22 protein-coding genes are annotated in these 25,235 nt (G+C 73.0%); 11 read left to right on the plus strand and 11 right to left on the minus strand.

Translation table 11 applies throughout. The annotated features are described in order from the left end of the window. Positions 1-29 precede the first annotated feature (29 nt). Genes ISU07_RS13385 through ISU07_RS13410 form a run of 6 tightly spaced genes read right to left on the minus strand, consistent with a single transcriptional unit; the run spans position 30 to position 10,228 of the window. Positions 30-1,490, minus strand: coding sequence for a GumC domain-containing protein (locus ISU07_RS13385; protein ID WP_194707289.1), 1,461 nt, complete (start codon positions 1,488-1,490; stop codon positions 30-32). Continuing rightward, positions 1,469-3,037, minus strand: a complete 1,569-nt coding sequence (locus ISU07_RS13390; RefSeq protein ID WP_194707290.1) for a hypothetical protein — start codon at positions 3,035-3,037, stop codon at positions 1,469-1,471. Before ISU07_RS13390 ends, ISU07_RS13385 begins: the two co-directional genes overlap by 22 nt. After that, on the minus strand, positions 3,037-5,043 hold the full coding sequence (locus ISU07_RS13395; protein WP_194707291.1) for a heparinase II/III family protein: 2,007 nt from the start codon (positions 5,041-5,043) through the stop codon (positions 3,037-3,039). The genes ISU07_RS13390 and ISU07_RS13395 overlap by 1 nt, the downstream gene beginning before the upstream one ends. Further along, complete coding sequence (locus tag ISU07_RS13400) at positions 5,040-7,211, minus strand: bi-domain-containing oxidoreductase (RefSeq protein WP_194707292.1); 2,172 nt, start codon at positions 7,209-7,211, stop codon at positions 5,040-5,042. The genes ISU07_RS13395 and ISU07_RS13400 overlap by 4 nt, the downstream gene beginning before the upstream one ends. Before the next feature lie 20 nt (positions 7,212-7,231). Further along, on the minus strand, positions 7,232-9,142 hold the full coding sequence (gene asnB, locus ISU07_RS13405) for an asparagine synthase (glutamine-hydrolyzing) (protein ID WP_194707293.1): 1,911 nt from the start codon (positions 9,140-9,142) through the stop codon (positions 7,232-7,234). 27 nt (positions 9,143-9,169) lie between these two features. Beyond that, positions 9,170-10,228, minus strand: coding sequence for an NAD-dependent epimerase/dehydratase family protein (locus ISU07_RS13410; RefSeq protein ID WP_194707294.1), 1,059 nt, complete (start codon positions 10,226-10,228; stop codon positions 9,170-9,172). A gap of 231 nt (positions 10,229-10,459) precedes the next feature. Between ISU07_RS13410 and ISU07_RS13415 the strand changes: the two genes are divergently transcribed. Then, the gene (locus ISU07_RS13415; RefSeq protein WP_194707295.1) at positions 10,460-11,689 is read left to right on the plus strand and encodes a methyltransferase domain-containing protein; all 1,230 of its coding nucleotides are present in this window, start codon (positions 10,460-10,462) and stop codon (positions 11,687-11,689) included. Positions 11,690-11,728: 39 nt separating this feature from the next. On the opposite strand, the gene ISU07_RS13420 is transcribed toward ISU07_RS13415, so the two are convergent. Genes ISU07_RS13420 through ISU07_RS13435 form a run of 4 tightly spaced genes read right to left on the minus strand, consistent with a single transcriptional unit; the run spans position 11,729 to position 14,681 of the window. After that, positions 11,729-12,820 carry a class I SAM-dependent methyltransferase gene (locus tag ISU07_RS13420; RefSeq protein ID WP_194707296.1) on the minus strand — a complete coding sequence of 364 codons (1,092 nt, stop codon included), beginning with the start codon at positions 12,818-12,820 and terminating at the stop codon, positions 11,729-11,731. After that, a complete protein-coding gene (locus tag ISU07_RS13425; RefSeq protein ID WP_194707297.1) occupies positions 12,810-13,358 on the minus strand; it encodes a dTDP-4-dehydrorhamnose 3,5-epimerase family protein in 549 nt (182 codons plus the stop codon). The genes ISU07_RS13420 and ISU07_RS13425 overlap by 11 nt, the downstream gene beginning before the upstream one ends. Positions 13,359-13,363: 5 nt before the next feature. Beyond that, positions 13,364-13,996, minus strand: coding sequence for a PIG-L deacetylase family protein (locus ISU07_RS13430; RefSeq protein WP_194707298.1), 633 nt, complete (start codon positions 13,994-13,996; stop codon positions 13,364-13,366). A 58-nt stretch (positions 13,997-14,054) separates the two neighbouring features. After that, positions 14,055-14,681 (minus strand): helix-turn-helix transcriptional regulator, encoded by a 627-nt coding sequence (locus ISU07_RS13435; protein ID WP_194707299.1) that lies wholly within the window; start codon positions 14,679-14,681, stop codon positions 14,055-14,057. 498 nt (positions 14,682-15,179) lie between these two features. On the opposite strand from ISU07_RS13435, the gene ISU07_RS13440 reads away from it, so the two are divergent. After that, positions 15,180-15,890 (plus strand): response regulator transcription factor, encoded by a 711-nt coding sequence (locus ISU07_RS13440; RefSeq protein ID WP_228521832.1) that lies wholly within the window; start codon positions 15,180-15,182, stop codon positions 15,888-15,890. A 29-nt stretch (positions 15,891-15,919) separates the two neighbouring features. Here the strand turns inward: ISU07_RS13440 and ISU07_RS13445 are convergent, their stop codons facing one another. Beyond that, on the minus strand, positions 15,920-16,396 hold the full coding sequence (locus tag ISU07_RS13445; RefSeq protein WP_194707300.1) for an ANTAR domain-containing protein: 477 nt from the start codon (positions 16,394-16,396) through the stop codon (positions 15,920-15,922). Between the two features lie 238 nt (positions 16,397-16,634). Here ISU07_RS13445 and ISU07_RS13450 point away from each other — a divergent pair, with 238 nt between their 5' ends. From ISU07_RS13450 to ISU07_RS13490, 9 genes are read left to right on the plus strand one after another with little or no spacing between them, the layout of a single operon-like run. Next, positions 16,635-18,119 (plus strand): sensor histidine kinase, encoded by a 1,485-nt coding sequence (locus ISU07_RS13450; RefSeq protein ID WP_194707301.1) that lies wholly within the window; start codon positions 16,635-16,637, stop codon positions 18,117-18,119. A gap of 29 nt (positions 18,120-18,148) precedes the next feature. After that, positions 18,149-19,279, plus strand: a complete 1,131-nt coding sequence (locus tag ISU07_RS13455) for an ATP-dependent DNA ligase (RefSeq protein WP_194707302.1) — start codon at positions 18,149-18,151, stop codon at positions 19,277-19,279. Next, positions 19,276-19,812, plus strand: coding sequence for a hypothetical protein (locus tag ISU07_RS13460; RefSeq protein ID WP_194707303.1), 537 nt, complete (start codon positions 19,276-19,278; stop codon positions 19,810-19,812). Before ISU07_RS13455 ends, ISU07_RS13460 begins: the two co-directional genes overlap by 4 nt. Before the next feature lie 48 nt (positions 19,813-19,860). Continuing rightward, positions 19,861-20,775, plus strand: a complete 915-nt coding sequence (locus ISU07_RS13465; protein WP_194707304.1) for an NAD-dependent epimerase/dehydratase family protein — start codon at positions 19,861-19,863, stop codon at positions 20,773-20,775. Next, the gene (locus tag ISU07_RS13470; RefSeq protein WP_194707305.1) at positions 20,772-21,494 is read left to right on the plus strand and encodes a class I SAM-dependent methyltransferase; all 723 of its coding nucleotides are present in this window, start codon (positions 20,772-20,774) and stop codon (positions 21,492-21,494) included. Before ISU07_RS13465 ends, ISU07_RS13470 begins: the two co-directional genes overlap by 4 nt. Next, a complete protein-coding gene (locus tag ISU07_RS13475) occupies positions 21,491-22,303 on the plus strand; it encodes an aldolase/citrate lyase family protein (protein WP_194707306.1) in 813 nt (270 codons plus the stop codon). Before ISU07_RS13470 ends, ISU07_RS13475 begins: the two co-directional genes overlap by 4 nt. Then, positions 22,300-23,061 carry a glycosyltransferase gene (locus ISU07_RS13480; protein WP_194707307.1) on the plus strand — a complete coding sequence of 254 codons (762 nt, stop codon included), beginning with the start codon at positions 22,300-22,302 and terminating at the stop codon, positions 23,059-23,061. The genes ISU07_RS13475 and ISU07_RS13480 overlap by 4 nt, the downstream gene beginning before the upstream one ends. Then, positions 23,058-23,771 carry a class I SAM-dependent methyltransferase gene (locus ISU07_RS13485; protein ID WP_194707308.1) on the plus strand — a complete coding sequence of 238 codons (714 nt, stop codon included), beginning with the start codon at positions 23,058-23,060 and terminating at the stop codon, positions 23,769-23,771. Before ISU07_RS13480 ends, ISU07_RS13485 begins: the two co-directional genes overlap by 4 nt. Further along, positions 23,768-25,216 carry a hypothetical protein gene (locus tag ISU07_RS13490; protein WP_194707309.1) on the plus strand — a complete coding sequence of 483 codons (1,449 nt, stop codon included), beginning with the start codon at positions 23,768-23,770 and terminating at the stop codon, positions 25,214-25,216. The genes ISU07_RS13485 and ISU07_RS13490 overlap by 4 nt, the downstream gene beginning before the upstream one ends. The last annotated feature ends 19 nt before the right edge of the window (positions 25,217-25,235 follow it).

Raw genomic sequence — 25,235 nt, forward strand, 5'->3', positions numbered from 1 at the left:
TCCGCTGCTCCCTCTCCGGCCGGTCGGCGTCAGCGCGGGCGCGGGTCCTTCTCCAGGTCCGGCCGGCCACCGAAGCTCGCGTCGCGCACGTCGGCGCCGACGAGCATCACGAACTGGACGTCCAGCCCGGCCGTGCGCGCGGCCCTGGCCACGGTGTTCAGCAGCTCCGGCGTGGACCGACCCGCCTTGACGAGCACGACGCACCGCGAGGCCGTGGACCGCACGTGAGCCAGCCCCCGACCCACCTCGAAGGGCACGAGGACGAGCAGCACGTCGGTGACCGCGTCGGTGGTGGGGCCGGCGGTCACGCTCACCCCCGGTGTCGTGGTGCCCAGCTCGTGCGCGAGCCGTCCCGTCCCGGCGAGGTCGACGGCCAGCACGGACCCCGTCGAGCCCAGGCGACGGGCCAGCCCGGCCAGCACCATGGCCCCTTCTCGCTCGCAGTCGACGGTGACGAGCCCGAGCCGGCGCGGCACCTTCCCCCGTGTCGGCACCGCCGATTCCAGGCCGTCGACGAGCAGGTCGAGCGAGGACCCGGGCCGGGCACGCGCGCGGCGTCGGTGGGCCAGCCGGCCGGCACTGAACCGCACCGGCAGGCCCGTCGCCGTGGCGACGTCGACCCGGCTGCGCAACCGGACGGTCGTGATGGCGAACACGACGACCAGCGCGAGCCCCAGCCCGAGGCCGCCGACGAGCCCCGACGCCATGACGAGGACTGCGCGCCGCAGGGGCGACTGGGGCTCGAGGGCCGCCTGGTCGAGCACCCGGCTGGCCGCGACGACGGCGTTCGCCTCGAGCGTCTCGGTCTCGATGTCGTTCTGGAGCCGGGTGATCTCGCTGATCAGCTGCCCCTTCAGGCCGAGGACGTTGGCGGTCTCCTCCGCGCTGCCGCCCCGGGCGGTGATGGCGTCGTACTGCCGGGTGAGCGCGTCGACCTGGCTCTGCAGCGCGTCGACGCGGTCGCGCGACGCCTGCGTGACGTCGTCGGACTGCTGCGTGAGCTGCTCGCGCCGGTAGGCCAGGTAGGTCTCGGCGAGCAGGCGCGCCCGGCGTACGGCGTCGTCCTGGTCGGAGCCCTGGATGTCCACCTGCAGCACGCTGGGCGTCGCCGCCTGGGCCACGATGGTGTCCTGGAGGTCGTCGGGAGGCGTGTCCACGCCGAGCGCCTCGCCCAGCTGCAGGGCGACGGTGCGCGTCTTGAGCAGCCGGACGTCGGTGGCCATGGCCGACTCGGCGTCCGTCCCGGGATCGTGGGCCAGCAACAGGGTCACGGAACCGACGCTCTGGGGCGGGACCACCGCGAGCCACCCCCCGGCGAGGGCCGCACCCACCAGCGTGCTGCCCGCCCAGACGTACCACAGGCGACGGAGGGTGCCGCGGATGAACGCCAGGCTCACCGTCCCACCGGCGGGCGCGAGGTCGCTCTCCCGGACTCCGACGACGTCGTCCTCGACGCGCCACGCCGCGCTCACGACGCTCCCCCGGTCCACGACGACTCACGCAACGAGACCGGTCTCGGGCCGCCGGCCCGCGAGGGCAGCGGGTGCTGCTGCGAACGCTCGTGCGGCAGCAGCCTTCCCGCCGTCTTGTCGAAGGGGTCGGGATCGGCGACCAGCACCCCCGAGATGCGGAAGCCCGACTCGTAGGCGACGACGGCCGTCCGCGCCAGGTCCTCGGAGGAGGCGGAGCGGGCGGAGACGGCCATCACCACGGTGGCCGTCCGCTCCAGGCGAGGCATCCGGGGCGCCCGGCGGTCCAGCACCGCGACGATCACCGTCAGCTCGGCCGGGTGCTTGGTCCGTCGCCGGGACGCGACCCTGAGGTGCGGTCGGACCTGCTCCTCGCTGCCCGGGGTCGAGCAGGCCGCCCAGAGGGCGGCGGTCGAGTCACCCTGCTCGGGGACCAACCGCGTCGAGATCCCGATCGACGCGGCGTACGACGCGATCTGCGGCCCCACCGACAGGGCTCGCACGTCGTCCTGCAGGCTCACCACGCAGAGCAGGTGGCGTTCGGTCGACACCTCACGGTCGTTCTCGGACCGTCCCATGGCGAGGTTCTCCAGCCCGAGGCCGGCCAGCGCCAGCCGGACGTTCCACCCCTCGGCGACGCTCGGGTCGTAGCTGCCCAGCAGCGACCTCCACGCGGCCACGCTGCGGGGGACGTGGCTGCGCAGCGAGGCGATCACCTCACTCCCGACGGCGTCGGCGATCTCGTCCCGTGTTCCGAGCTTGGTGTCGCGGCGCGCCACGTTGACCATCACCACGACCGCGATCGTGGCGGCGAGCAGAGCCATCCCCAGGCCGGCAGCGATGTACCAGAGCAGCAGGTCCGGACGTTCCGCGAACGTCGCCTTCTCGATGATGCGCGCACCGGCCGCGCCGGTCGCCTTGCCCATCTTGGTCTCGAGCTCGTTGATCTGCAGGACGAGGTCGGTCTGCTGGGCGGTCAGCTGGGTCAGCGCGCTCGCGTCGCGACGTCCGATGGCCGACGAGGGGTTCTCGCCCGAGATGCGCTCCTGCGTCGCCACGATCTGGTCGTCGACGGCGTCCTGGGTGCGCTGGAGGGCGTCGCGGCGGTCCCGCAGGGCGGACAGCTCGGCCGCTGACAACGAGCTCGTCACCTCCGCCTGGTAGGCGACCTCGGACTCGGCCACCGCCTGTGCGAGTGCCACGGCCGCTGCACTCGACGTACCGCGGGCGCTGATGGAGACCACGTCGGGCGTCGGAGCGCTCACCCGGACCCGGCTGCGGATCTCGCTGCGCGACAGGGTGGGTGACACCGCCCTGGCCGCCGGACCCAGGACGGCGTCGCTCTCCGCGATGCTCACCTGCGTGCTCGCGTCCCAGGTGGCACGCTCACCGTTGGCCTGCACCGGACGGTCCGGGAGCAGGACCTTGCTGGTGCTCGTGTAGAGCGGCGGGTGCCACGTCACCAGGCCAAGGCCCAGCAGGAGCCCCAGGAGGGCGATGACCGCGAGCAGGCGCAGCCGGCGGCGTACCAGCGAGATCACCGACCGGACGTCGAGCAGCTCAGCCATCAACGCCTCCCGAGGACGTCGAAGTCCAGCGTCGTGACGAGCGGGTGGCCGGAGAGGGTGGCCACTCCACGCAGGGTCGTGGTCGGTTGCCGCACGCCGAAGCGCGGGGAGTACCACCCGAGGACCGGGTCGGTCTCCCCTCGATGGGTCGACCAACGCAGGGAGTCCGGCAGCGACAGCAGTGCGTGGCGGGACACGCCGTCCCGACCGGTCCAGGTGAGCTCGGCCCGCGCCCCGTCGAGCGCGACGGCCACGGCCGGGCCCAGGTGGAAGTGGAGCCGCACCTCGTGCCCGGTGCCCGTGCGGACCCGGTCCTCGATGACCAGCCGGTGCGCGAGCTTGTCCAGCCGCACCGCCCGCTCGTGGACCGGCGAGCCCTCGAGCCGCTCGTACCCCCGGTGCCGCGCCGTCCAGGTCGCGGTGTCGGCGTCGAGGCCCCCCTGGACCACGGGGTCGACGGGCACGGCCGTGCTCCACAGGAACGGGCCGCCCTCGCGGGCCTGCGACGTCCCGTCCAGCTCGAGGGTGTTGTGGGCCCGCGTGGACCGGAAGTAGCTCCGCCACTGCGGCTCACCGTGGTAGCAGTACGTGCCCGGGTCGACGAGGACCTCCACCCCGTCGTGCCGGACCTCGACGGAGAGGGCGTCGGCGTGCCCGTGCGCCGCAATGGACAGGAAACCGAGAGGTCCTCCGTCGCAACGGCACCAGATCTCACGTGCCTCGCCGACGTCTGTGGACAGGATCGTCATCCCGGCGCCGGCGAACGAGCGCGGCCTGGTGGGGGCGCGGTTCGCAACCGTTCGTGGTGCCCCGAGCAGGCCGCTGAGCGCGGCTGCCACGACGGTTGGCCTGTCCTGCGGCCACCACGGCCGGGACCCGACGACCGAGGCCCCCCAGCCGAGCAGCCCGGTCCACGGGGCCTCGTCTGGGTCGTCGACGACCAGTGCGCGACCTTCGTCCCCGTCCCCCTGGCGCGGTGGCCTCCCTGCCACGTCGAGCATCGCAGCCGCCGCGTCGAAGCCACCCGCCAGCCTGTCCCAGACCTCTGGTGGGAGATCGTCCCCCGTCGTGGCCGCCTCGACCGCCGCGACGGTGACCAGCTCGGTGACGAAGCGGTGGTAGTCGGTGGCCAGCTCGCGGTTCAGGCCGTCGGTCCAGGTGTTCTCCAGGAAGTGATGAGTGAGCCTGGCGGCGGCGTCATGGCGCCATCCGTCCGACTCGGCGTACCAGGGGAAGGCGCACGCCGCGACGACACGGCCGGCCTGCTCGGCGACCGCGTGGTTGTTGGCAGAGGAGCCGCGGCTGGGGAATCGGTCGAGGTACTGCTGGTGCCACCAGATCTGGCGGAGTGCGACGTCGTTGGTCTCGAACAGGTCGCCGACCTTGGGCCAGCCGTCGAGCAGCCGTCGCACCCAGGCCCAGGAGACCAAGCGGACGCCGAGCTCGATCCCGCTGGTCCAGTGGACACCGGTCAAGAACGGGTTCGCGTCCCACCAGGAGCGCAGCTGGTCGTCGACCACCTCGGCGTACCGCTCGTCGTCGGTCAGCCAGTACGCCGCAGCGAGCACCGTGAGGTGGTGGTGACGGGAGAGCTCCCACACGGCCTTGACGTTGCCGGTGACCGCCTCGTCCCGATGGTCGATGCCGAAGGCCAGGGCGTCGTCGGGAGCCCGTAGCCCGGTCACCGGGTCCAGGAACCAGTCCGGCGCCGCGATGTCGGATCGGGTGACACCGAGCACGCGCCAGTCACCCGCCAGCAACCGGTCCGCGGACGCGACGACCTCCAGGCAGACCTCCGCCGGGAGCCCCTCCCTGGTCCCGGCGGGCAGGGCGGCCGGCCCGGGACGGGTCGTCCGGAGACCCGGGACGGACCCGGGGTCGTCACCGGCGTGCACCTGACGGTCCGCCCACGCGTGTCGACGTGCGACGTCGAGTGCCCTGCCGGCCACCTCGCTGGCAGACATCCGCCGGAGTCGTCTGAGGTACCAGCCCAGTTCACGGCTCATCGCGAGACCGGCTCCTGCTCGCAGGCGCCGTGCCCGATCGCCAGGGTGGCGCGGGTCGTCGCGACGAGGGAGTCCAGGCTGATGGGCATCTCACGTCCCTGGGCCACGGCCTCCACGAACGCGGCGACCTGGCGACGCTGCCCCTTGTCGGCGCTCATCGCGCGCTTGGTGGTCACCCGACCCCGTCCCCAGACGGACAGCCTCCGGAAGTTGTCCAGGCGGGCGTTGGCGCCCGCTCCGGAGACGTCGAGGACCTCCTTGGGGAAGCGGGCGCTCCCGGTCGTGACGTAGGTGATCGAGCCCGTCGAGCCGTCCGGGTAGGCGAGCAGGGCACTGACATCCTCCCCGTGGACGGCGGCATGCAGGTCCACCGGGTCGGAGCCGACCAGTGCCGACACCGTGTCGATGAAGTGGCCGCCCTCGCCGACGAAGCGTGACCCCTCGGCGGAGTCCAGGTACCAGCTCGTGGCGTCCAACCGCCCCGCGTTGACCAGGTAGCGGACCGCCAGCGGCCCCCGCAGACGGCGGAGGTGCGCGGCCAGCTCGTCGACCATCGGCGCGAACCGGCGGTTGAACCCGACCAGCAGCCGGTCGTTGCCGGTGCGGACGACCGTGTCCAGGACCTGCTGCACCTGCGCCTCGTCGAGCGCCAGCGGCTTCTCCACGAACACGGCCTTGCCGGCCTCGAGCGCGCGGCACACCCAGTCGGCGTGCGAGCGGTGGCGGGTCACCACGAACACCGCGTGCACGGCCGGGTCGGAGAGGACGTCGTCGGCGTGCGTGCTCGCCCGCTGGAAGCCGAACTTGCGCTGGGCGTTGACCGCGGAGAGCGACCGGGTGGTGGCCACGGAGACGAGGTCGACGACGTCGTGCGCGGCCAGGTGGGGCAGCAACATGGACGTGGCGTAGCTGCCGGCCCCGATGAGACCGACGCCGACCTTCCCGCCGGTCCCGATCCGCGCACCCGCGGTGTAGGCCGCCCGCGGCACGCGGGACGTGCTGCCGGGCCGCGCTGCCTGCACCGCCGCCAGCTCGGAGCCGGGGTAGTGCAGGAGGTGCCCGATCCCCTCCAGCGTGCCCTCCCGCAGGCGGGCGTAGACGTCGGCGGCCTCGTCGATGGGGTGCACGCTGGAGACCAGGGTGGCCACGTCCAGCTGGCCACCCGCGACCAGGTCGAGGAACGACGAGAGGTTCCTGCGCTCGGTCCACCGGACGTAGCCGGCGGGGTAGTCGACGCCCTCCAGCTCGTAGCGGTCGTCGTAGCGCCCGGGTCCGTAGGACCGCGAGAAGCGGACGTCGAGCTCCTTCTCGTAGTAGGCGTTCCAGGGCAGGTCCAGGCGCGTCTTCCCGATGTCGACCACCCGGCCCCGGTCCCGGGCGAGCCGTGCTGCGACCTCGACCGGTTGGTTGGACGGGCCGCCGGCGGCCAGGAGGACGTGGTCGCAGCCGAGCCCCTCGCTGGCGTCAAGGGCGACGGTCTCCACCAGGGACACGCCTTCCGGCGTCGGGCTCGCGCAGGCAAGCGCCCCGGCCTTCTCGGCCAGGCGGCACCGCGCCTCCACGCCGTCGAGGCCGACGACCTTGACCCCGGCGGCGACCAGCAGCCGGACGACGAGCTGACCGACCAGACCGAGACCGATCACGCAGGCCACCTCGCCCAGCTGGGGCTCGGCGCGGCGCACGCCCTGCATGGCGATGGCGCCGACCGTCGCGAACGCGGCGTGCTCCGGGAGGACGCCGTCCGGAACCCGCGCGCACAGGTTCACCGGGACCCAGTTCAGCTCGGCGTGCAGGGCGAACTCGTTGCCGGCGGCGGCGACGACGTCCCCGACGGAGAGCTGGTCGACACCCTCGCCCACCTCGACCACGACGCCGCACAGGGAGTAGCCCAGCGGCGTGTAGCTGTCGAGCTTGCTCATCGCCTTCTGGTACGCCGCCAGGGGCCCCTGCTGGGCCACGGCGTCGAGCAGCTTCTTGACCTGGTCGGGCCGGGCGCGTGCCTTGCCGACCAGGGAGAGCCGGGCCTCGGAGACCTTCATCAGCTCGGTCCCCGTGGAGATCAGCGAGAACAGGCTGCGCACCAGCACGCCGCCCGGCCGGCACGCCGGCGCGGGCGCGTCGAGCACCACCAGCTCGCCCGACTTGTAGTTCTGCGCAACCTGCTTCATCGTCCCCCCGACACGTTCCGCTACGCCGTTCGCACGCCGGCCGCCCGGGCCTGCTCGTACCAGACCTCCAGGCTCAACAGCTGCCACACCTGCTTGGAGAAGTCCCGTCGCCCGGAGCGCTGGTCGGCGACCAGCCGCTCCAACGGCTGCCGTTGCAGGACACCGCTCGCGACCAGCTCCCCGCCGAGCAGCACGTCGTCGACGAGCCCGGACAGGTCGTTGTTGACCCAGGCCCGCAACGGGACGCCGAAGGACGCCTTGGGCCGGTCGATGATCTCGTCCGGCAGCCAGTGCCGCGCCACGTCGCGCAACGCCGCCTTCTGGGTGCGGCCCCGGATCCGGTCGTCCTCGGGCAGCGAGAACGCCGCCTCGAAGACCTGCGTGTCGACGAAGGGCACCCGGACCTCACACGACGCCGCCATGCTGGAGCGGTCGGTGTAGGCCAGGTTGAGACCGGGCAGGAACAGCCGGCTGTCTGCCAGGCACATCCGCGCCGTCGGGCCGTCCAGGTCGTTGTCGGTGTAGATCTCCCGATGACCCTCGACCAACCGGTCGACCTGCCGGCCATACGACGGGTCCAGCAGCCCGGCGAGCTCGTCCGGGGCGAACATCGTGTAGCTGCGACGGAAGGCCTCCTCCTCGCCGAGCTCGGCGAAGGACAGGAATCGCTGGGCCCACCGGACCGTGCGGAGTCCCCGGCGCCCCGCGACCACCGGCAGCCGGTTGACCACGCCCGCGACCCCGCGGCGCGCGGGCCGCGGGACCCGCTGGTACCGGAGGGCGAGCAGGCAGGCCAGGTGCTTGCGGTACCCGCCGAACAGCTCGTCGGCGCCCATCCCGGACAGCAGCACCTTCACTCCGGCGGCACGGGCGCTCTCGCACATGAGGAGGGTGTTGATCGCGGCCGGGTCGCCGATCGGCTCGTCGAGCACGTCGACCACGCGCGGCAGCATGTCGACCACGTCCGGCGCGATCTCGATCTCGTGCAGGCGGATCCCGAGGTGCTGGGCCATCACGCGCGCGTACCGGGCGTCGTCGGGCATGGCCTCCAGGCGCTGGTCCTCACCCCGGAAAGCGATCGAGTAGGCCTCGATGCCCGGGGTGTGACGGTGCGCGATCGCCGTGACGAGGCTGGAGTCGAGCCCCCCGCTGAGGAACGACGCCACCGGCACGTCCGACACGAGGTGCGCCTCGACGGACTCCTCGACGACCCGCCGGAGGTCGCGGGGCTCGCCGCGTGCCGCCCTCGCCGACACCTCGGCGGGGTCCCAGTAGGTGCCACTCTCGCTCGTGCCGTCGGGGCGGTAGACGGTCCACGTCCCGGCCGGGTGCTTGGACACGCCCCGGACGGCGCACACCTGCTCGGGCAGCCAGTAGTACAACGCGGAGGCGGCCAGGGCGAGCGGGTCGATCGACAGCTCGTGGCCGACCGCCGCCACGATCGCCTTCAGCTCGGAGGCGAACACGATCCCCGCACCTCTGCGCATCACGTACAGCGGCTTGATCCCGAGGGGGTCCCGGGCCAGGGCCAGCTCGTCGGTGGCGATGTCGTGGACCGCGAACGCGAACATCCCCCGGAACCGCTCGAGACACCCCGGCCCCCACGCGCGCCACGCCTCGAGGACGACCTCGGTGTCCGACGTCGTCACGAACCCGACCCCGGTCCGTTGGAGCTCAGCCCGCAGCTCGCGGTAGTTGTAGAGCTCGCCGTTGTAGGAGATCGTCAGGCCGTTCTTGGTGAACGGTCCGTCCGCGGCCGCCGACAGGTCGATGATCGAGAGCCTCAGGTGGCCGAGCACGACGCTCGCGCGGGGGTTGACGCTCTCCAGGACCGAGGACGCGTCGGGTCCCCGATGCGCGAGGCGCTCCACCATGACCGAGGTGATCAGCTTGCCCTCGGCCTGCTGGTACGTGCCAGCGATGCCACACACGTCGTCATGCCCCTCTCACGCGCGGCGCTACTGGTTCGCGGCCACGGCTCCGTGGAGGCCGGCCCCGTCGTGGGAACGACGCAGGTGCTCGTCCAGCAGCCCCTCGGACTGGAGGCGGTTGATCCGCTCCAGCCTCACGAAGGTGTGCTCGAACTCCTGGGCCGTGAGGCCGTGGCGGTGCATGTCACGCACGAGCTCGTCGACGCCGGCCGAGACGGTCCAGGCCGGTTGGAAGGCGGGGACCAGACTTTGGATCTTGCCGAAGTCGACCCGGTAGTTGCGGGTGTCCGGCGACGCGCCCTCGGCGAACGTGACGGGCGCGCCCGTACGTTCCGACACCAGCTCGGCGACGGTCCGGACCTGGACGACGTCCTCGTCGCGCCCGACGTTGAAGGCCTGGTCGTGCACGACATCACGGTCGGCCGACAGCACGGCCAGGAACGCGCGGGCGATGTCCTCGACGTGCACGAGCGGGCGCCAGGGCAGCCCGTCGCTCTGGAGCCGCACCTCGCCGCGCGTCAGGGCAAGGCCGGTCAGGTTGTTGACCACGATGTCCGCACGCAGTCGCGGGCTCGACCCGTACGCCGTGGCGTTGCGCAGGTAGGTCGGGCTGAAGTGGCTGTCGGCGAACGCGTGGATCCGCTGTTCGGCCATCGCCTTGCTCACGCCGTACGGCGTGACGGGGTGGAAGTCGCTCTTCTCGGTGACGGCATCGTCCCCGGCGTCGCCGTACAGGCTGCAGGATGAGGAGAACAGGTAGCGGGTCACGCCCGCGTCACGCGCCACCCGCGCCAGGTGGGCAGCACCGTGGTCGTTGACCGAGTAGGTCGCGTCCGGGTTGAGGTGCCCCACCGGGTCGTTGGAGATGGCGGCCAGGTTCACGACGGCGTCGAAACCCACCAGGTCCGCCGGTCGCTGGTCGCGGATGTCACCGGTGCGCGACACGTATCCCCGCGGCTGCGGGCCGAAGTCGCACCCGTCGTACCAGCCGGCGTCCAGGCCGACGACCTCGTGACCGGCCGCCATGAACAGCGGCACCAGAACCGCGCCGATGTAGCCGCGGTCACCGGCGACGAGAACACGCATCGACCGAACCTTCCTCTCGGGGGTACGGCGCCGCGCCCGTCTCGGAACGATCACCGGTCCGATCACACCGGACCGTCCCGGCGGCAGGCGGCGCGCGCGGTGCGGATACCTCAGATTGGGGAGGGTCATCAGGCGCCCGGCCCGACCCACGATCGCCGGCGTGTCCCTCATTCCGGGTACGTCGCGGGGCAAAGCGCCGGCAGTGGGACGAAGCGTCGCGACGATGCCGTCGTGAGCTCCCCGAAGTGCCGCCTGTGTGGCAGCGACCTGGCGCAGACGTTCGTCGATCTCGGGATGTCGCCTCCGTGCGAGAGCTACGTGGAGGCAGACGGACTGGACCGCGGCGAGACGTTCTACCCACTGCACGTGCGGGTCTGCTCGACCTGCCTGCTCGTCCAGCTGCCGGCGTACCTGGCGGGCGAGGACATCTTCAGCCACTACGCCTACTTCTCCTCCTACTCAGACTCCTGGGTGGCGCACGCGAAGCGCTACGTGCAGTCCGCGGTCGTTCGCCTCGGCCTCGACCAGAACTCCTTCGTGGTCGAGGTCGCCAGCAACGACGGGTACCTGCTGCAGCACGTCCGCAACCTCGGCATCCGTTGCCTCGGCATCGAGCCGGCCGCGAACATCGCGGAAGTGGCCCGCGCCTCCGGCATCGACACCGTGTCCGAGTTCCTGGGAGAGGCGACGGGGACCGCCGTCGCCGACAAGCACGGCCGGGCCGACCTGGTGGTCGCCAACAACGTCTTCGCGCACGTCCCCGACATCGTCGACTTCGCCCGGGGGCTGCGCGCCCTGCTGAAGGACGACGGCACACTGACCATCGAGATCCCGCACCTGCTGCGGCTGATCGAGGACCGGCTCTACGACACGATCTACCACGAGCACTACTCCTACCTCTCGCTGCACACGACCCAGCGGGTGCTGGCCGAGGCGGGGCTGTCGGTCGTCGACGTGGAGGAGCTTCCCACCCACGGCGGCTCGCTGCGGACCTGGTCGATGCCGGTCGGGCTCGACATCGAGCCCAGCGAGCGGGTCGCCAAGGTGCTCGAGGACGAACGCGCGGCCGGGCTGGACACCGTCGAGGGCCACTCCGGGTTCGCGGAGGTGGTGAGCGCTGCTCGCGACGACCTCGTCGAGTTCCTGATCTCGGCCCGCCGCGAGGGCCGGTCGGTCGTGGGGTACGGCGCCCCGGGGAAGGGGAACACTCTCCTCAATCACGCCGGGGTCCGCGAGGACCTGCTGGCCTACACGGTCGACCGGAGCACCTTCAAGCAGGGCATGTACCTGCCCGGCACGCACATCCCGATCCACGCACCGGAGAAGCTGGCCGAGACACGGCCCGACTACATCCTCGTCCTCCCTTGGAACCTGCGCGAGGAGATCTCCGCCCAGCTGGCCTACACGCGGGAGTGGGGCGCGAAGCTCGTGGTCCCACTTCCGAAGCTGGAGGTCTTCTGACGTACGGCGACCCTGGCTGACCGGCGGGGGGCTGGTCGGTCAGTGGTCGCCGTACACCACCCACGCGTCCGCCAGGGACGGCCAGGCGTCGCGCAGCTCGTCCAGCAGGTCCGGCAGCATCAGCAGGACCTGGGTCGGACGCGCGGCCAGCAAGTCCTCGGGCGAGGTGATCGTGATGGCCGTGCCAGGCATCCGCCGCCCCTGCTTGGCCGGAGCGGCGTCCGCGATGCCGGCGACGGCACCGGGCGGCAGGTCCGCCGCGGCCAGGACGGCGACCGCGCGGGACCCGGCGCCGTAGAGCCACGCCGCGCCGCCCTGGGCGTCCACCCATCGGCGCAGCCGACCCACGTCGCTGTCGACGGCGGCCGCCAGGCCGGAGATGGCGACGGGGTCCAGCACGCCCGCGACGAGCTCGGCACGCTGCAGCGCCTCGACCGCCGCGGTCTCGGCCTCCGGGCCCTCCCCCGTGCGGGAGGCGAGCAGCAGGACCGACCCGCCGTACAGCCCGTAGCTACGGGCCGCGAAGACGGACAGCCCCACGTCGGCCAGCAACCGCCGCGCGGCCGGGACGCTGTGGTAGGCGAAGTGGCCGTGGCGCAGCGCGTTCCACTCCAGGTTCCCCAGGGTGGCGGCGAGGCTGGGGAACTGCAGGACGAGGGTCCCGTCGTCGGTCAGGGCATCCGCGCGTTTCCGCAACGCGGCCGCCTGGTCCCGGTCGTGCATCAGCCCGTACACGTCGACCACCACAGGGGCGCTCGTCCCGGTCGCCGGACGGAAGCCGCGGGCGGTCAGCGCGTCGCTCCAGGAGCTGCCGTGCGGACTCGGGAACTCGACGTACTCGTCCGCGGTCAGCAGGCCGGCCCCGACGAGCTCGTCCACGGCGTCGCGAGCCTGCTGGACGGCGGCGCGCGGCTCGACTGCGCGTGGTTCATCGGGAACCGACGCGTCGGTCATCAGCTGCGCCAGGCCGCAATTCCCGCACCACCACATCGCCAACGGGTGGCGCGGGTCCGGCCCTGGGTCGGAGGCGAGCGGGAAGTGGTCGGCGGCCGGCTGCTCGCCGAGGTCGAGGACGACCTCGCCGTCCACGGAGCCGCACCCCCGGCAGCGGTGCGGCTCCTCAGCCGACATGCTCGGCCGTGAGGTCGAGCCAGCTGCCGGCGGCCTGGTCCCGCGGGCTGAGCACGTCCACCGGGAGTGGCCAGTCGATGGCCAGGTCCGGGTCGTCGTACCGCACCGAGACGTCCTCCGCGGGGTCGTGCGGCCGGTCGATCCGGTAGCAGATGTCGGCGACCTCGGTGAGGACCTGGAACCCGTGCAGGAAGCCCCGCGGCACGTGCAGCATGCACAGCTCGTCGTCGTCGAGCCGGAACGCCTGGTGCCGTCCGAACGTCGGTGATGCTGGGCGGGCGTCGACGACCACGTCGAGGATCGCGCCGCGGGCGCATCGGACCAGCTTGGCCTCGCCGGCCCCCCTGCGGCCGTGCAGGCCACGCAACGTCCCGCACGTCGATCGCGACTGGGAGTCCTGGACGTACGACGCCGGGTCGAGCCCGTGTGCCGTGGCCACCTCGGCGTCGAAGGTACGGCTGAAGAAGCCGCGCTCGTCGCGGTGGGGCACGGGCCGGAACACGAGCACGTCGCAGAGGTCGGTGGTCTCGACGCGCATGCGGCTCACACCTCCAGCAAGGCCTTGGCCACGTAGAAGGCCTCCGCGTAGGGCTGGCGGCACTCCATGCCGCGCAGCCGCATGAGCCCGAGGAACACCTCGTCGTCCCACCAGTCGTGGGTGCGCTGGCTGGGGAAGTGCCGGTCGAGCAGCGCCACCTTGCGCAGGGCGGTGTCACGGGTGAGCCCGACGTAGTGCGAGGGAGATCCCATGTCCCCGTCCCACTTCGGGATCTCGAAGTGCATCACCACCGCGTCCCGCCACACCGTCGTCACCATCTTTCCCACCGTGCGGTGGTCCTGGTGGGCGTCGTCGACGCGGTGGGTCAGCACCAGCCCCGGCCGGCAGTGCCGGGCGAGGTCCTCGAGGTACTCCTTGGCGGCCTCCCAGTGGCTGGGGAGCCGACCGTCCGGGAACTCCGCGAAGTGGGTCTTGACGCCCGGGACGAAGTCCTGGAGTGCGGCGGTCGACTCGCTGACCCGGTCCGGGGTCCCCGTGAGGACGGCCACCGTCAGTCGCAGGTCGAGCCGCTCCGCCAGCCGGAGCAGGGTCCCGCCGCAGCCGATCTCGACGTCGTCGGGATGGGCCCCGACGCAGAGCACGTCGAGGGGTCCCGCGGGAAGTCGCAAGGCGTCCATCACCCGAGATGCTCCCTGGCCGCGCTCTCCCGGTCGCGACCGGCGACCCCGACATACCTCAATTGGGGGACAGCTCTGCTCCCGCGCCGCGGGTGCCCGGGTACCCCGGGCAGGCCCCGAGCGCGAGCAGGTCGTCGAGCGCGGCCACGGCGCCGAGCTGGCTCTTCACCTCGAGCTTGCGCAGGACGCCCTTCACCTGGCTGCGGACGGTGACGGGGGAGATCCCCAGCAGCTGAGCGATCCGGCTGATGCCGTCCCCCGCGTGCAGCATGCTCAGCACCTCGTGCTCGCGCGGTGTCAGGGAGCCGACTCGGAGGCAGAGCTCCTCCTGCCGTGCGAGCAGCTGCGACCACGAGCCGATGAGGAGGGCTCGCCTGCCCGCGAACGGCCGCACCGTCCCCCGCGAGGCCGACGCCAGCGTCCGGCACACCGCTGCGAGGCGCACGCTGCTGGGGAGGACCACGCGAGCACCGGCGTCCAGCGCCGCCCCCCACATCGGTCCCTCGGACGCGCTGGTCACCACCACCCAGGCGAGCGGCTCATCGGCGATCAGCCGCCGGGTCGCGTGCAGGCTCGTCCAGCTGTCCAGACCGGTGATCAGGAGACCGACCAGACCGGAGGGTGATCCGGGGAGGTCCCCTCCGGCCCGGGGATCGGTGGGCCACCTCAACGTCGTGGCAGCCACGCCTCGCCCGGAGAGACCCGCGGCGACAGTCTCGGCGACCAGTGAGTGCTCCGCAGCAACGACGACGGCCGGTCGAACTGACAGCACTGACCCAGCCATCCGACCCCTGTCATGTCCCACGCACGCTGATGCGTCGGGCTGAATCCTGGCCGCTGGCGCCGGCACCAGCCCGGTTGGGCGGAGCGGGCCCCCACTATTGGGGACGCCCCTGGATCGGGCACTCCGTGCGCGGCGCGCCGCCGGCTCCCGTCATCAATATGCGGTAAAGGGTCCACCTGATGCGGTATGCGCCCCAGACACGCTAAATTCCACATTCGAAGACGAGTCGGTCCGGAGGATCGGGGCTGTCGAGGGCGGGGGTCCTTCGATCGCCTGTTGGGGTGGTTCGTCCTGGGGGGTACGACCAATGACACAGTTGCGTGCTTCGAGCGCGCCTACTCACGCGTGCGACACCGCACGCGCGGGTGCGTGCTCGGGCGCCCTGCCAGGGCGCGAGGCATGACCATGGCAGCGCACGACACACGCCCGCGGAGCGCTCGGGCTCAGCTGCGCATCCTGATCGTCGAGGACCACATGCTCTTCGCCGAGTCGCTGGAGCTCGTGCTGTCTGTCGAGGGATACGACGTGCGTCGTATCCCCGTCCCGGACCACCCCAACGCGCCGGGCACGATGCTGTCGTCGATCGTCCGGCTGCGCCCGAGGATCGTGCTCCTCGACCTGGACCTGGGCCGGTTCGGGGACGGAGTACGGCTCATCGCGCCGCTGGCCAAGGTCGGCGTCAACGTGGTGGTGGTGACCGCGTCCACCGACCGCGCCCGGTGGGGGGAGGCGGTCAGGAACGGGGCGCGAGCCGTGCTGTCCAAGGGACAACCGCTCAGCAGCATCCTGGCGACCGCCAGGAGAATCAACGAGGGCAAGCCGGTCATGACCTACGAGGAGCGGGAGGGCCTCCTGCGCGCCTGGCACCAGGGACGCTCGGAGCTGGCCGAGACGATGACCCGGCTCTCGTTGCTCACCGCCCGCGAGTCACAGGTCCTGGGTCGTCTCATGCGCGGCTGCACCGTCCACGACATCGCCGCGCACAGCGTGGTGTCCGAGGCGACGGTGCGGACCCAGGTGAAGTCGATCCTCGCCAAGCTCGAGGTGTCGTCCCAGCTGGCCGCCGTGGGGATGGCCCACCACGTCGGCTGGCAACCGCCGGCCGCCTGACCCGGTCGGGTGACCGGCCACGCGCAACCTCAGCAGTAATGAGGCGAGCGCAGCCCCCGCCAGGCGGTCGTCAGCTCGGCGCGCTCGTCGGAGGGGGTGCTGACGCGATTCTCGGCCACCGCCACGAGAACGTCGCCGATCTCCTCCAACCGGGTCTCCTCACCCAGGATGAGCTCGACCCCCGCCTCCAGCAGGGCTCCCCATGACGGGCCGCGTGGTGAGCCGGTCAGCACGACCCACGGCACGCCGATGCTCCCCACCACCGACGACGCCGTCTGGACCGTCGACCACTGGTCGAGGTCGCAGAGCAGGAGACCGACCCCGTGGTCCTGGATCCCGTGATCCGGCTCCGGCGACGTCTGCTGGTGCTTCGCCGGGTCAGCCGGCCACTCGACGACGGCCACGTCGTGTCCTCCGGCGGCCAGGGCAGCACGGACGGTGTCCGCGATCAGGGCGCGGTCGGACGCGATGAGCACACGCAGCCGCTCGGGCGTCGACGTCGCCATTGCTCTCACACCTTGCGTCGACCGAGAGGTCGCCGCCCCCACCGGCCTCCACTCAGCATCTCCCTCTTCGGGGGCATGGTACCGGGTGACCATGTCCGGGCGAAGGCAGGGCAGCGCTCCGAGGCCTCACCCGTGGGCCGGTCTAGGGCGGGGATTGACGTATTCCGGTGCGTTCCGCACGCTGTGGCTTCAGATCCAGTGGGGGGCCAAGGGATCACCAGGCCTGGGGGGGCCTTGCATGACTTCAGCACGGGTACCGGGCGACGCCTGGTCCTGGCGGCACACGAGCCTGATCGTGGCGGTCGTCCTGACGCCGGTGATCGGGATCGGGATGATCGCCGCCGACGGCGACCTGTTCGTGGCGACGGTGGACCTCGACGCGTTGATCGTGTCGCCGGCGGCGCTGCTGGCGGCGTTCGCCTGCTATGCGACGTGGTGGATCGACCGACGGCAGGGACTCGCGTGGGCGACGATCGGCTTGGCCGCGCTCGGCTTCCAGGAGCTGGTCCGTGGGGCGCTCCAGCGTGTCACGTCCGGGCCGGTCCCCAGCATCCACGTGTTGGCCGCTGACGTCTCCGCGGCCCTCGTGGTCGTGGTGGCCATCGCCCTGGGGCATCAGGTGGGGCGGACCCTGGATCCTGCTGCCGTCGGCTTCGGCGTCGGGGCCCTGGTCGCGGGGTGCCGACTGGCCTGGTTCGGAACCGACCCCGCCGTCGGCCTCCACGTGCAGCGCGGGCTGTCGAGCGCGGCGTACGTCGTGACGGTGGCGCTCGTCGCCGGCCTGCTCTGGTGGGGGGCCGGCCTCACGCCGCGGATCGGCTCGATCCCGCCCTGGGTCCGCCAGCGCACCGCCTTCGCGATCGCGGCGGTCGGCGTGGCGCACCTGGCGCTCTTCATGGGGGACGGCTCGCCGACGGCCCGGACGGTGGTGGTCCTCGGTGACGTCGTCGGCGCCGTCCTTCTCGTGACCACCTACCTCGCGCTGTTCATCCGTGTGGTGGGGACCGCACGACAGAGCTACAGCAACCTCGGGGACGAGCTGCTACGCGCTCGACGCGCCGATCGCAAGCACCGAGCCCGCATGCACGAGATCAACGCGACGATCGCCGGCATCACGTCGGCCAGCCGGCTCCTCCTCTCCACGCACGAGATCAGCGCGGAGCGGCGTACCACGCTCCAGGGGATGGTCACGTCCGAGCTGGCCCGTCTGGAGCGTCTGGTGGCTCCGCCGTCCGCGGACGCGACGAGCTCCCGTTCGACCGATCTGGACGCCACGATCGGCCCGCTGGTGGTCTCCCACCAGGCGCGCGGTCGACGCATCTCCTGGGCGCCGTCCGGGCACCGGGTGCTGGCGAACCGGGACGCGGTGGCCGAGGTGATCAACGTCCTGCTCGACAATGCGGCCACGCACGCACGCTCCGAGGCAGAGGTGCTCGTGACGCCGAAGGGGGGGTACGTCCAGGTCGTGGTCCACGACGACGGTCCTGGCGTCGACCGCTCACTGCTGGGCCGGGTGTTCGACTGGGGTGTCCGGGGCCCGCGGTCGACCGGTCAGGGCATCGGCCTGAACATCGCACGCGAGCTGGCTCGTCAGCAGGGCGGGTCGCTCGACCTGATCGACGACCGGTCGGGGGGTGCGACGTTCGTGCTGGACCTCCCCCGAGACCCCGGCGGTCCAGGAGGTACCGGATCCCAGGTGGAGGACACCCCTCTCACGGCATAGCCGCCGGCGCGCCGACTAGGGTCACCAGCGTGGACCTGCCCGTCATGCCCCCGGTGCAGCCGATGCTGGCGAAGTCGGTCACGGGCATCCCCGACCCGGCCAAGCACGGCGGGCTGAGCTTCGAGCCGAAGTGGGACGGGTTCCGCTGCATCGTGTTCCGCGACGGCGACGAGGTCGAGCTGGCCAGCCGCAACACCAAGCCGCTCACCCGCTACTTCCCCGAGGTCGTGGCGGCGATCAAGGAGCAGCTCCCCGAGCGCTGCGTCCTGGACGGCGAGGTGTTCGTCGCGCTCCGCAGTCCAGGAGGGGGCGACCGGCTGGAGTTCGAGAAGCTCCAGGAGCGCATCCACCCCGCGGCCTCGCGCGTGAAGCTGCTCTCGGAGGAGACGCCGGCGGGGTTCGTGGCGTTCGACCTGCTGGCCCTGGGCGACGAGTCGTACGTCGGCCGGCCGTTCGCCGAGCGCCGCGCCGCGCTCGAGCGGGCGCTGCGCGGCGTCGACGGACCCTGCTACCTGACCCGGACGACCGAGGACCCGGAGGTCGCCGAGCAGTGGTTCAGCCAGTTCGAGGGCGCCGGGCTCGACGGCGTGGTCGCCAAGCCCCTGGGGGCGAGGTACGAGCAGAACGCCCGGACCATGCTGAAGATCAAGCACGAGCGGACCGCGGACTGCGTCGTCGCGGGGTACCGCGAGCACAAGACCTCCACGCCGCAGCGGCCCCTGATCGGCAGCCTGCTGCTCGGGCTGTACACGGACGACGGGCTCCAGCACGTCGGCGTCAGCGCCAGCTTCACCGAGAAGCGGCGGGCCGAGCTGTTCGAGGAGCTGCAGCCCCTCGTCGTCCCGATCGAGGAGCACCCCTGGGGCCGCTGGGCGGAGTTCCTGACCGCGAACCCCGACCGCGTGCCGGGGACGCAGAGCCGGTGGAGCCAGGGCAAGGACCTCAGCTTCACGCCGCTGCGGCCCGAACGGGTCGTCGAGGTGGCCTACGACCACATGGAGGGCCGGAGGTTCCGGCACACTGCGCAGTTCCGCCGCTGGCGCACCGACCGCGACCCCGAGTCGTGCGGCTACGACCAGCTCGAGGAGGTCGTTTCCTACGATCTCGGCCGTATCCTTGGGATCTCGACAGGCTCGACCACCGATCAGGAGTTGTCATGAGCTCATACGACGTCGTGCTGCTGGTCGAGCAGGCGCTGACCTCCGAGGACGCGCGCCAGGTGCGCTCCCTGCACGAGGACCTCGACGACCCGGTGGTCTACCACGTGCTGTTCCCGGTCGAGGACGCCGCCGCCCGGATCGAGGCGTCGATGGGCACGCTCTCGGGCGGCGAGCTGATGGGCAACCCCACGCTCGGCATGCCGGAGGTCGACGTGGCCGCGGTCCGCAAGGACGCCGAGGAGCGCTCGCACGCCGACCTCACCGCGACCCTGGCCGCGCTGCGGGGCGCGGGCGCGACCGCCCACGGCAAGACGGTCGGCGACGACCCCATCCGGGCCCTGGCCGCCGAGGTCTCCGAGGTCGACGGCCGGGAGGCCATCATCCTGACCCGGCCGCACGTCGTGGCCGAGTTCTTCCACGTCGACTGGACCTCCCGCGCCCGCCGCAAGATCGGCGTGCCAGTGCTGCACCTGCTCGAGCACGAGAACTTCGACGAGCAGGCCGGCGGCGGCGAGGGCATCAGCGGCCTCTGACGTGAACCTGACCCGCACCTGACCAGGAGCTGACACTAACCTCGGCCCATGCGCGTCGCGGTCGCCGGTGGCGCGGGGGACCTGGGCTCGGCGGTCGTCCGCACGTTCGCCGCGCTCGGCGTGCCCACGACCGCCCTGGTGCACCCGCGCACCGACGCCTGGCGGCTGGACGGCGTCCCGGGCGCCGACGTCGCGCGCGTCGACCTGCTCGACACGTCCTCGGTCACCGCCGCGCTGGCTCCGTACGCCGACCTGCTGGTCGTCGACGCGGCGGGCCGGGCCGGTCATCCCGACACGACCGGAGGTCCGTCGCGGGTCGCGCTGTGGCGCGACACCGTGCTCACCACCGTCTCCCTGCTCGACGCCCTGGACCCCGACCGGGTCCGGGGCGTCGTGCACCTGGGCAGCTCGCTGGGCTACGCGCCCTCCGACCGGCCACTCGTCGAGACCGGGCCGTTCGCGCCGATCACTGCGCGGGGCGTCGCCAAGCGCGCCGCCGCAGCGGCGCTGTGGCACTGGGCCGGTGAGACGGCCGTGCCCTGCAGCGAGCTGATCGTCTTCCGTTCCTACGGACCGCACGAACCGCCCGGTCGGCTGGTCCCGACCCTGGTCGCGGCCGCGCGGTCCGGGGACGTCGTGCCGCTCGTCGACGCCGAGACCCGCCGCGACATGGTCTACGTCGACGACGTCGCCGAGGCGGTCGTGCGGGTCGCCGGGACCTCGGCGTACGGCCTCCCCATCAACGTGGGCAGCGGGGTCGCCTCGACCGTCCCCGAGATCGTCGCGGCCTTCGAGGCGGCCAGCGGCACCCGCCTGCGCACGGCGCCCGGCGCTCGCGCAGCCCGCCCGTACGACGTCCCGCAGTGGTCCGCGGACACGACCCGGTGCCGCCACCTGCTCGGCTGGGTCCCGTCGACCTCCCTCGCCGAGGGCATGGAGCGGGTCTGGGCGGCGGTCGCGTGACCACACATGCCGAGCGGCTCGCTCCCCTCGAGCAGCAGCACTTCTGGTTCGCCGGACGCGACCGGCTGGTGCGCAAGCTGCTCGACCACCACGCCGCGCCGGAGCCGGTGCTGGACCTGGGCTGCGGGACCGGCCGGTTCGCGACGTCGCTGGCCGCGGACGGACGCCGGGTGCTGGCGATCGACCGGGCGCCCGACGTGCTCCTCGCGCCCGCCGGCGCGACGGTCGTCGGCAGCGCCGAACGGGTGCCGCTGGCCGACGGCTCGGTCGGCACGGTGATGGTCCGCGACGTCATCGAGCACCTCGACGACGTGGCGGCCCTGGCCGAGTGCCACCGCGTGCTGCGCCCCGGCGGGCTGCTGCTGGTGCTGGTGCCTGCGTGGCCGTCGCTGTGGAGCGTGCGCGACGAGCGCGCGGGGCACCTGCGCCGCTACACCCGACGTACCCTGCGCCGGGTGGTCGAGGGGGCGGGGTTCGACGTGGTGACGCTGCGCGGGTACCAGCTCACGCTGCTGCCCGCCGTCGCGGCCGCCCGCTGGTACGCCGCCCGCCGGCCCACCCCCGACGCCGCGGCGTCGCTGCACCAGGAGGAGCACCCGCCCGGACCGCTCAACACCGTGCTCGGCTGGGTGAACCGGGTCGAGGCGAGCATGGTCACCTGGCCGGTCGCCGTCCCCCCGACGGGCACCTCGCTGGTGCTGGTGGGGAGGTGCGGATGAGCGTGCAGCCGATCCTGATGTCCAGCGACGTCGCCCTGCTCACGAGGCTGGCCGCCGCGTCCGAGGACGCCCAACCCGCCGCGGTCGCGGTCGACTGGGAGCGACCCGACGATCGGGGCGAGCGGGACCGCCGGCCGACCGCGGCCCAGCTCACCGCGCTGGCCGAGGTGCGCGAGGTGAGCCCCTGGCCGGTCGTGTGCCGGGTCAACCAGGTCGGTCCCGGCACCGAGGAGGAGGTCGAGCGGGCGGTCGACCTCGGCGCCGACGAGGTGCTGGTCCCGATGGTGCGCCGCGAGGCCGAGGTCGAGCGGGTGCTCCACGCGGTGCGGGACCGGGTCGGCGTCGGGATCATGGTCGAGACGCCCGAGGCCGCCGCGCGCGCCGCGTCCCTGGCGGACCTCGGGATCTGCCGGGCCTTCGTCGGTCTCCTCGACCTCGCGCTCGAGCGGGAGACGCCGTCGGTCTTCACCGCCCTCGCCGACGGGACGGTCGACCGGCTGGTCGCGGAGCTGGCCTCGACGGCGTACGGGTTCGGCGGGCTCACCGACCCGGCCCGCGGCTACCCGCTGCCCGCCCGGCTGCTGATGGGCGACATCGTCCGCAGCGGCTGCGCCTTCGCGATGATGCGCAACGCGTTCGTGGCCGACGCCGCGCTGAGCTCGCCCGAGTCCGTGCTGGCGGCCATCCACCGCGCGCTGGCGCGGCTCGCCGGTCGTCAGGCCGGCGAGGTGGACGCCGACCGGGAGGCGCTGCTCGCACGGATCGCGGAGATCGACGCCGGCCGGTTCGAGCCGCAGGTACGCCGATGAACCGGCCACCGCTCTCGATCGTGCTGCCGCTGCACCGCACCGCGGCCACGCTCGACGAGCTGCTGGGCCGGCTCGGGGCCGCGTGCCCGCCCGGGGCCGAGTACGTGCTGGTGGACGACCGCTGCCCCGACGGCAGCGGCGACGCCGTGCTCGCACGATGGGCCCACGTGCCCGGCCGGCTGGTCCGGCTCCGGGACAACGCCGGCCAGCACGCCGCCGTGCAGGCCGGGCTGCGGCACGCGCGCGGCGAGCGCGTCGTGGTGATGGACGCCGACCTCCAGGACGCCCCGGAGGACGTGCCCCGCCTGCTGGCCGCCCTGGACTCGGGCACTGCCGACGTGGTGTGCGCCGGCCGTCGAGGCCACTACGCCGACCCCGGCCAGGAGCGCACCGCCCGGCTCTACCGCCGCGTGGCGCGCCTGCTCTCCGGCGGCCGGATCCCGGTCGACGCCGGGATGTTCAGCGCCTGGCGCCGCGACGCCGCCGCACGGGTGGTGGCCCTGGACGACCACGCCGCGCCGCTCGTCCCCGCAGCCGCCCTCGCCCGCCTGCGCATCACGACCGTCCCGGTCGACCGGCACACGCGCCCGCGCGGCCGCTCCGCCACCGGGTCGCTGCGCCGGGTCCGGGTCGCCGTGCGGGGCCTGGTGACCCTGACCCCGCTGCACCCCGTGGTGCGTCGGCTGCAACCCGTACGCCGCCGTCCACCCACCGCCGAGGTCGTCGAGCTCGGTCTCGTCAGAAGTGAGGAACCGTGACCCACCAGCACCACAACGAGCAGCAGATCGCCTACTTCACCGGCCGCGACCTGCCCCGGATGGACCCGCGGCGCCGTGCGGACACGCCGTACACCCGGCGCCACCTGGACGCGGTGGTCGCCGCCGCCCGGCTCCAGCCCGGCGACCAGGTTGTCGACGTGGGCTGCGGCCCGGGCAAGTACACCGTCGGCCTCGCCGCCCGTGGCTTCGACACCACCGGGCTGGACCTCACGCCCGGTCTGGTCGAGCAGCTGCGCGAAGTCGCCCCGGAGGTGACCGCGGTCGAGGGCGACATGGTCCACCCGCCGGCCGAGCTGCACGGCAGGTTCGACGCCGTGACCGGGTTCTTCGTGCTGCACCACCTCGACGAGATCGAGGGCGCCTTCGCGGGCTCGCGCCGGCTGGCCAGGCCCGGAGGTCGCGTGGTGTTCATCGAGCCCAACGCGTACTTCCCGGGCTTCTACGTGCAGGTGACCCTCACACCCGGCATGAGCTGGAAGGGCGACAAGGGGATCGTGCACATGCGCGCCGGCAAGCTGCGGCGGGCCGCGACCGCGGCCGGGCTGACGGACGTCGAGGTGACGACGTTCGGGGCGTTCCCGCCCGCGCTGGCCAACAAGCGGTGGGGCCGCCGGCTGGAGTCCCGTCTGGAGTCCGTGCCCGGCTGGGACCGCGCCAAGGCGTTCGTCGTGGTCAGCGCCACGGCGTGACGCTCCCCCACCAGCCGGCGGTCCTCGCGGCGGCCGTCGCCGTGGTCGTGGCGGCGCTCGGCTGGTGGACGGTGCCCCGGCTGCCCACGAACCCCGACGAGTGCTGGCCGCTGGTCGTCGTCCGCCGGGTCCGGGCCGGCCGTCGCCTGTACCGCGGCGTGTTCTTCGGCGCCGGACCCTGGAGCGTGTGGGTCGACCGGCTGCTGGTGCGCTGGTGGGGCGAACGACTGCTCGTCATGCGCCGGGCCGTCGTCGTGCTCTCGGTCGCGGTCGCCGGCGCCGCGTGGGCGTGGACCGCGGCGCTCGGCGCCCCGCCGTACGCCGGCCTGACCGTCGCCGCGGGGGCCGTGCTGATGTCGACGGCCCTCTGGACGTCGGACAACCACTACGGGCTCTGGTCGCGCGTCGGGGTGCTGGTCGCCCTGGCCGCACCGCTGGGCATCGACACCCCCTGGATGGCGGCCGCGCTCGGCGGGACGGGACTCGCGCTCGCGCTGCTGAACAAGTACACCCTCGGCCTGGCCGCCGTGCCGGGCGTCCTCGCGGCCGGCGAGCTCTCGGCGGTCTGGGCCGTGGGGGTGGCCGCGGTCCTGGTCGTGGCCGGGTACGGCGTGGCCGCCCGCGGCGGCGTCGGCCCCTCGATCGTGCAGCGGCTGCTGCACAACAAGCGCACGTTCGTGGCGACGGGGGGCTCCGGTTTCGTGTCCGCCTGGCGGACGATGCTCCACCGACCGCCGGACCAGTCGCTGAAGGAGGTGCGGCTGACGTGGGGGGCCTACGCCCTCACCGTGCTCGCCGCCGGCCTCGTCGCCGCGGACCTGGTCGCGTCCGTGGTCGGCGACCGCGCCGTCTCCTGGCCGGTCCTCGGGCTGGTGGTCGTCGCCCTGGCCGCCCTCTGGCCACGGGCCGACGGCGTGCACGTGCGCTGCTCGCTGCCGCTGTGGACCGCCCCCGGACTGGTCGCCGCGGACCGGCTCGCCCCGTCACTGGCGGTCGCGTGGGCCGTCCTGCTGGGCCTGGCGGGCGGGGTCTCGGCGGTGGTCGCCGTCGTCGAGCGGCGAGGTACGAGGCTGCCGGACGCGACGGGGACGCCGTTCGCGGGCGTGAACCCGTGGCCGTGGGACCTCGCCGAGGTCCTCGGCGGTGGCGAGGAGCTCCGCGGCCTGACCCGGGGCACCGTCCTGCTGCTCCGGCCGGACGCGGCCGTCTGGTACCTGGCGACCGGCCTGCGCAACCCCACGCCGTACGACTACCCGCTCGCCTCGCCGTTCGGCCCGGACGGCCAGCAGGTGCTCGTGGAGAACCTGCGCAACGGGCGGGTCCGCTACTGCTGCTGGAAGCCCGCCGATGCCGGCGCGCTCACCCCGGTGGTGCTGGAGGAGTACGTCGCGAGCCTGCCCGTCCTGGCGACCACCCGCGCGGGAACCCTGGTCAGCGCTCGCTGATCGTCGCCGCGCCCTCGCT

This window comes from Nocardioides islandensis (assembly GCF_015352455.1).
Lineage (GTDB): Bacteria > Actinomycetota > Actinomycetes > Propionibacteriales > Nocardioidaceae > Nocardioides > Nocardioides islandensis.

Excerpts from the sequence above, each read along its gene's own strand:
- ISU07_RS13390 (WP_194707290.1), bottom strand. The coding sequence starts at position 3,037 with ATGGCTGAGCTGCTCGACGTCCGGTCGGTGATCTCGCTGGTACGCCGC.
- ISU07_RS13395 (WP_194707291.1), bottom strand. The coding sequence starts at position 5,043 with ATGAGCCGTGAACTGGGCTGGTACCTCAGACGACTCCGGCGGATGTCT.
- ISU07_RS13400 (WP_194707292.1), bottom strand. The coding sequence starts at position 7,211 with ATGAAGCAGGTTGCGCAGAACTACAAGTCGGGCGAGCTGGTGGTGCTC.
- ISU07_RS13410 (WP_194707294.1), bottom strand. The coding sequence starts at position 10,228 with ATGCGTGTTCTCGTCGCCGGTGACCGCGGCTACATCGGCGCGGTTCTG.
- ISU07_RS13420 (WP_194707296.1), bottom strand. The coding sequence starts at position 12,820 with ATGTCGGCTGAGGAGCCGCACCGCTGCCGGGGGTGCGGCTCCGTGGAC.
- ISU07_RS13425 (WP_194707297.1), bottom strand. The coding sequence starts at position 13,358 with ATGCGCGTCGAGACCACCGACCTCTGCGACGTGCTCGTGTTCCGGCCC.
- ISU07_RS13430 (WP_194707298.1), bottom strand. The coding sequence starts at position 13,996 with ATGGACGCCTTGCGACTTCCCGCGGGACCCCTCGACGTGCTCTGCGTC.
- ISU07_RS13440 (WP_228521832.1), top strand. The coding sequence starts at position 15,180 with ATGACCATGGCAGCGCACGACACACGCCCGCGGAGCGCTCGGGCTCAG.
- ISU07_RS13445 (WP_194707300.1), bottom strand. The coding sequence starts at position 16,396 with ATGGCGACGTCGACGCCCGAGCGGCTGCGTGTGCTCATCGCGTCCGAC.
- ISU07_RS13450 (WP_194707301.1), top strand. The coding sequence starts at position 16,635 with ATGACTTCAGCACGGGTACCGGGCGACGCCTGGTCCTGGCGGCACACG.
- ISU07_RS13460 (WP_194707303.1), top strand. The coding sequence starts at position 19,276 with ATGAGCTCATACGACGTCGTGCTGCTGGTCGAGCAGGCGCTGACCTCC.
- ISU07_RS13465 (WP_194707304.1), top strand. The coding sequence starts at position 19,861 with ATGCGCGTCGCGGTCGCCGGTGGCGCGGGGGACCTGGGCTCGGCGGTC.
- ISU07_RS13475 (WP_194707306.1), top strand. The coding sequence starts at position 21,491 with ATGAGCGTGCAGCCGATCCTGATGTCCAGCGACGTCGCCCTGCTCACG.
- ISU07_RS13480 (WP_194707307.1), top strand. The coding sequence starts at position 22,300 with ATGAACCGGCCACCGCTCTCGATCGTGCTGCCGCTGCACCGCACCGCG.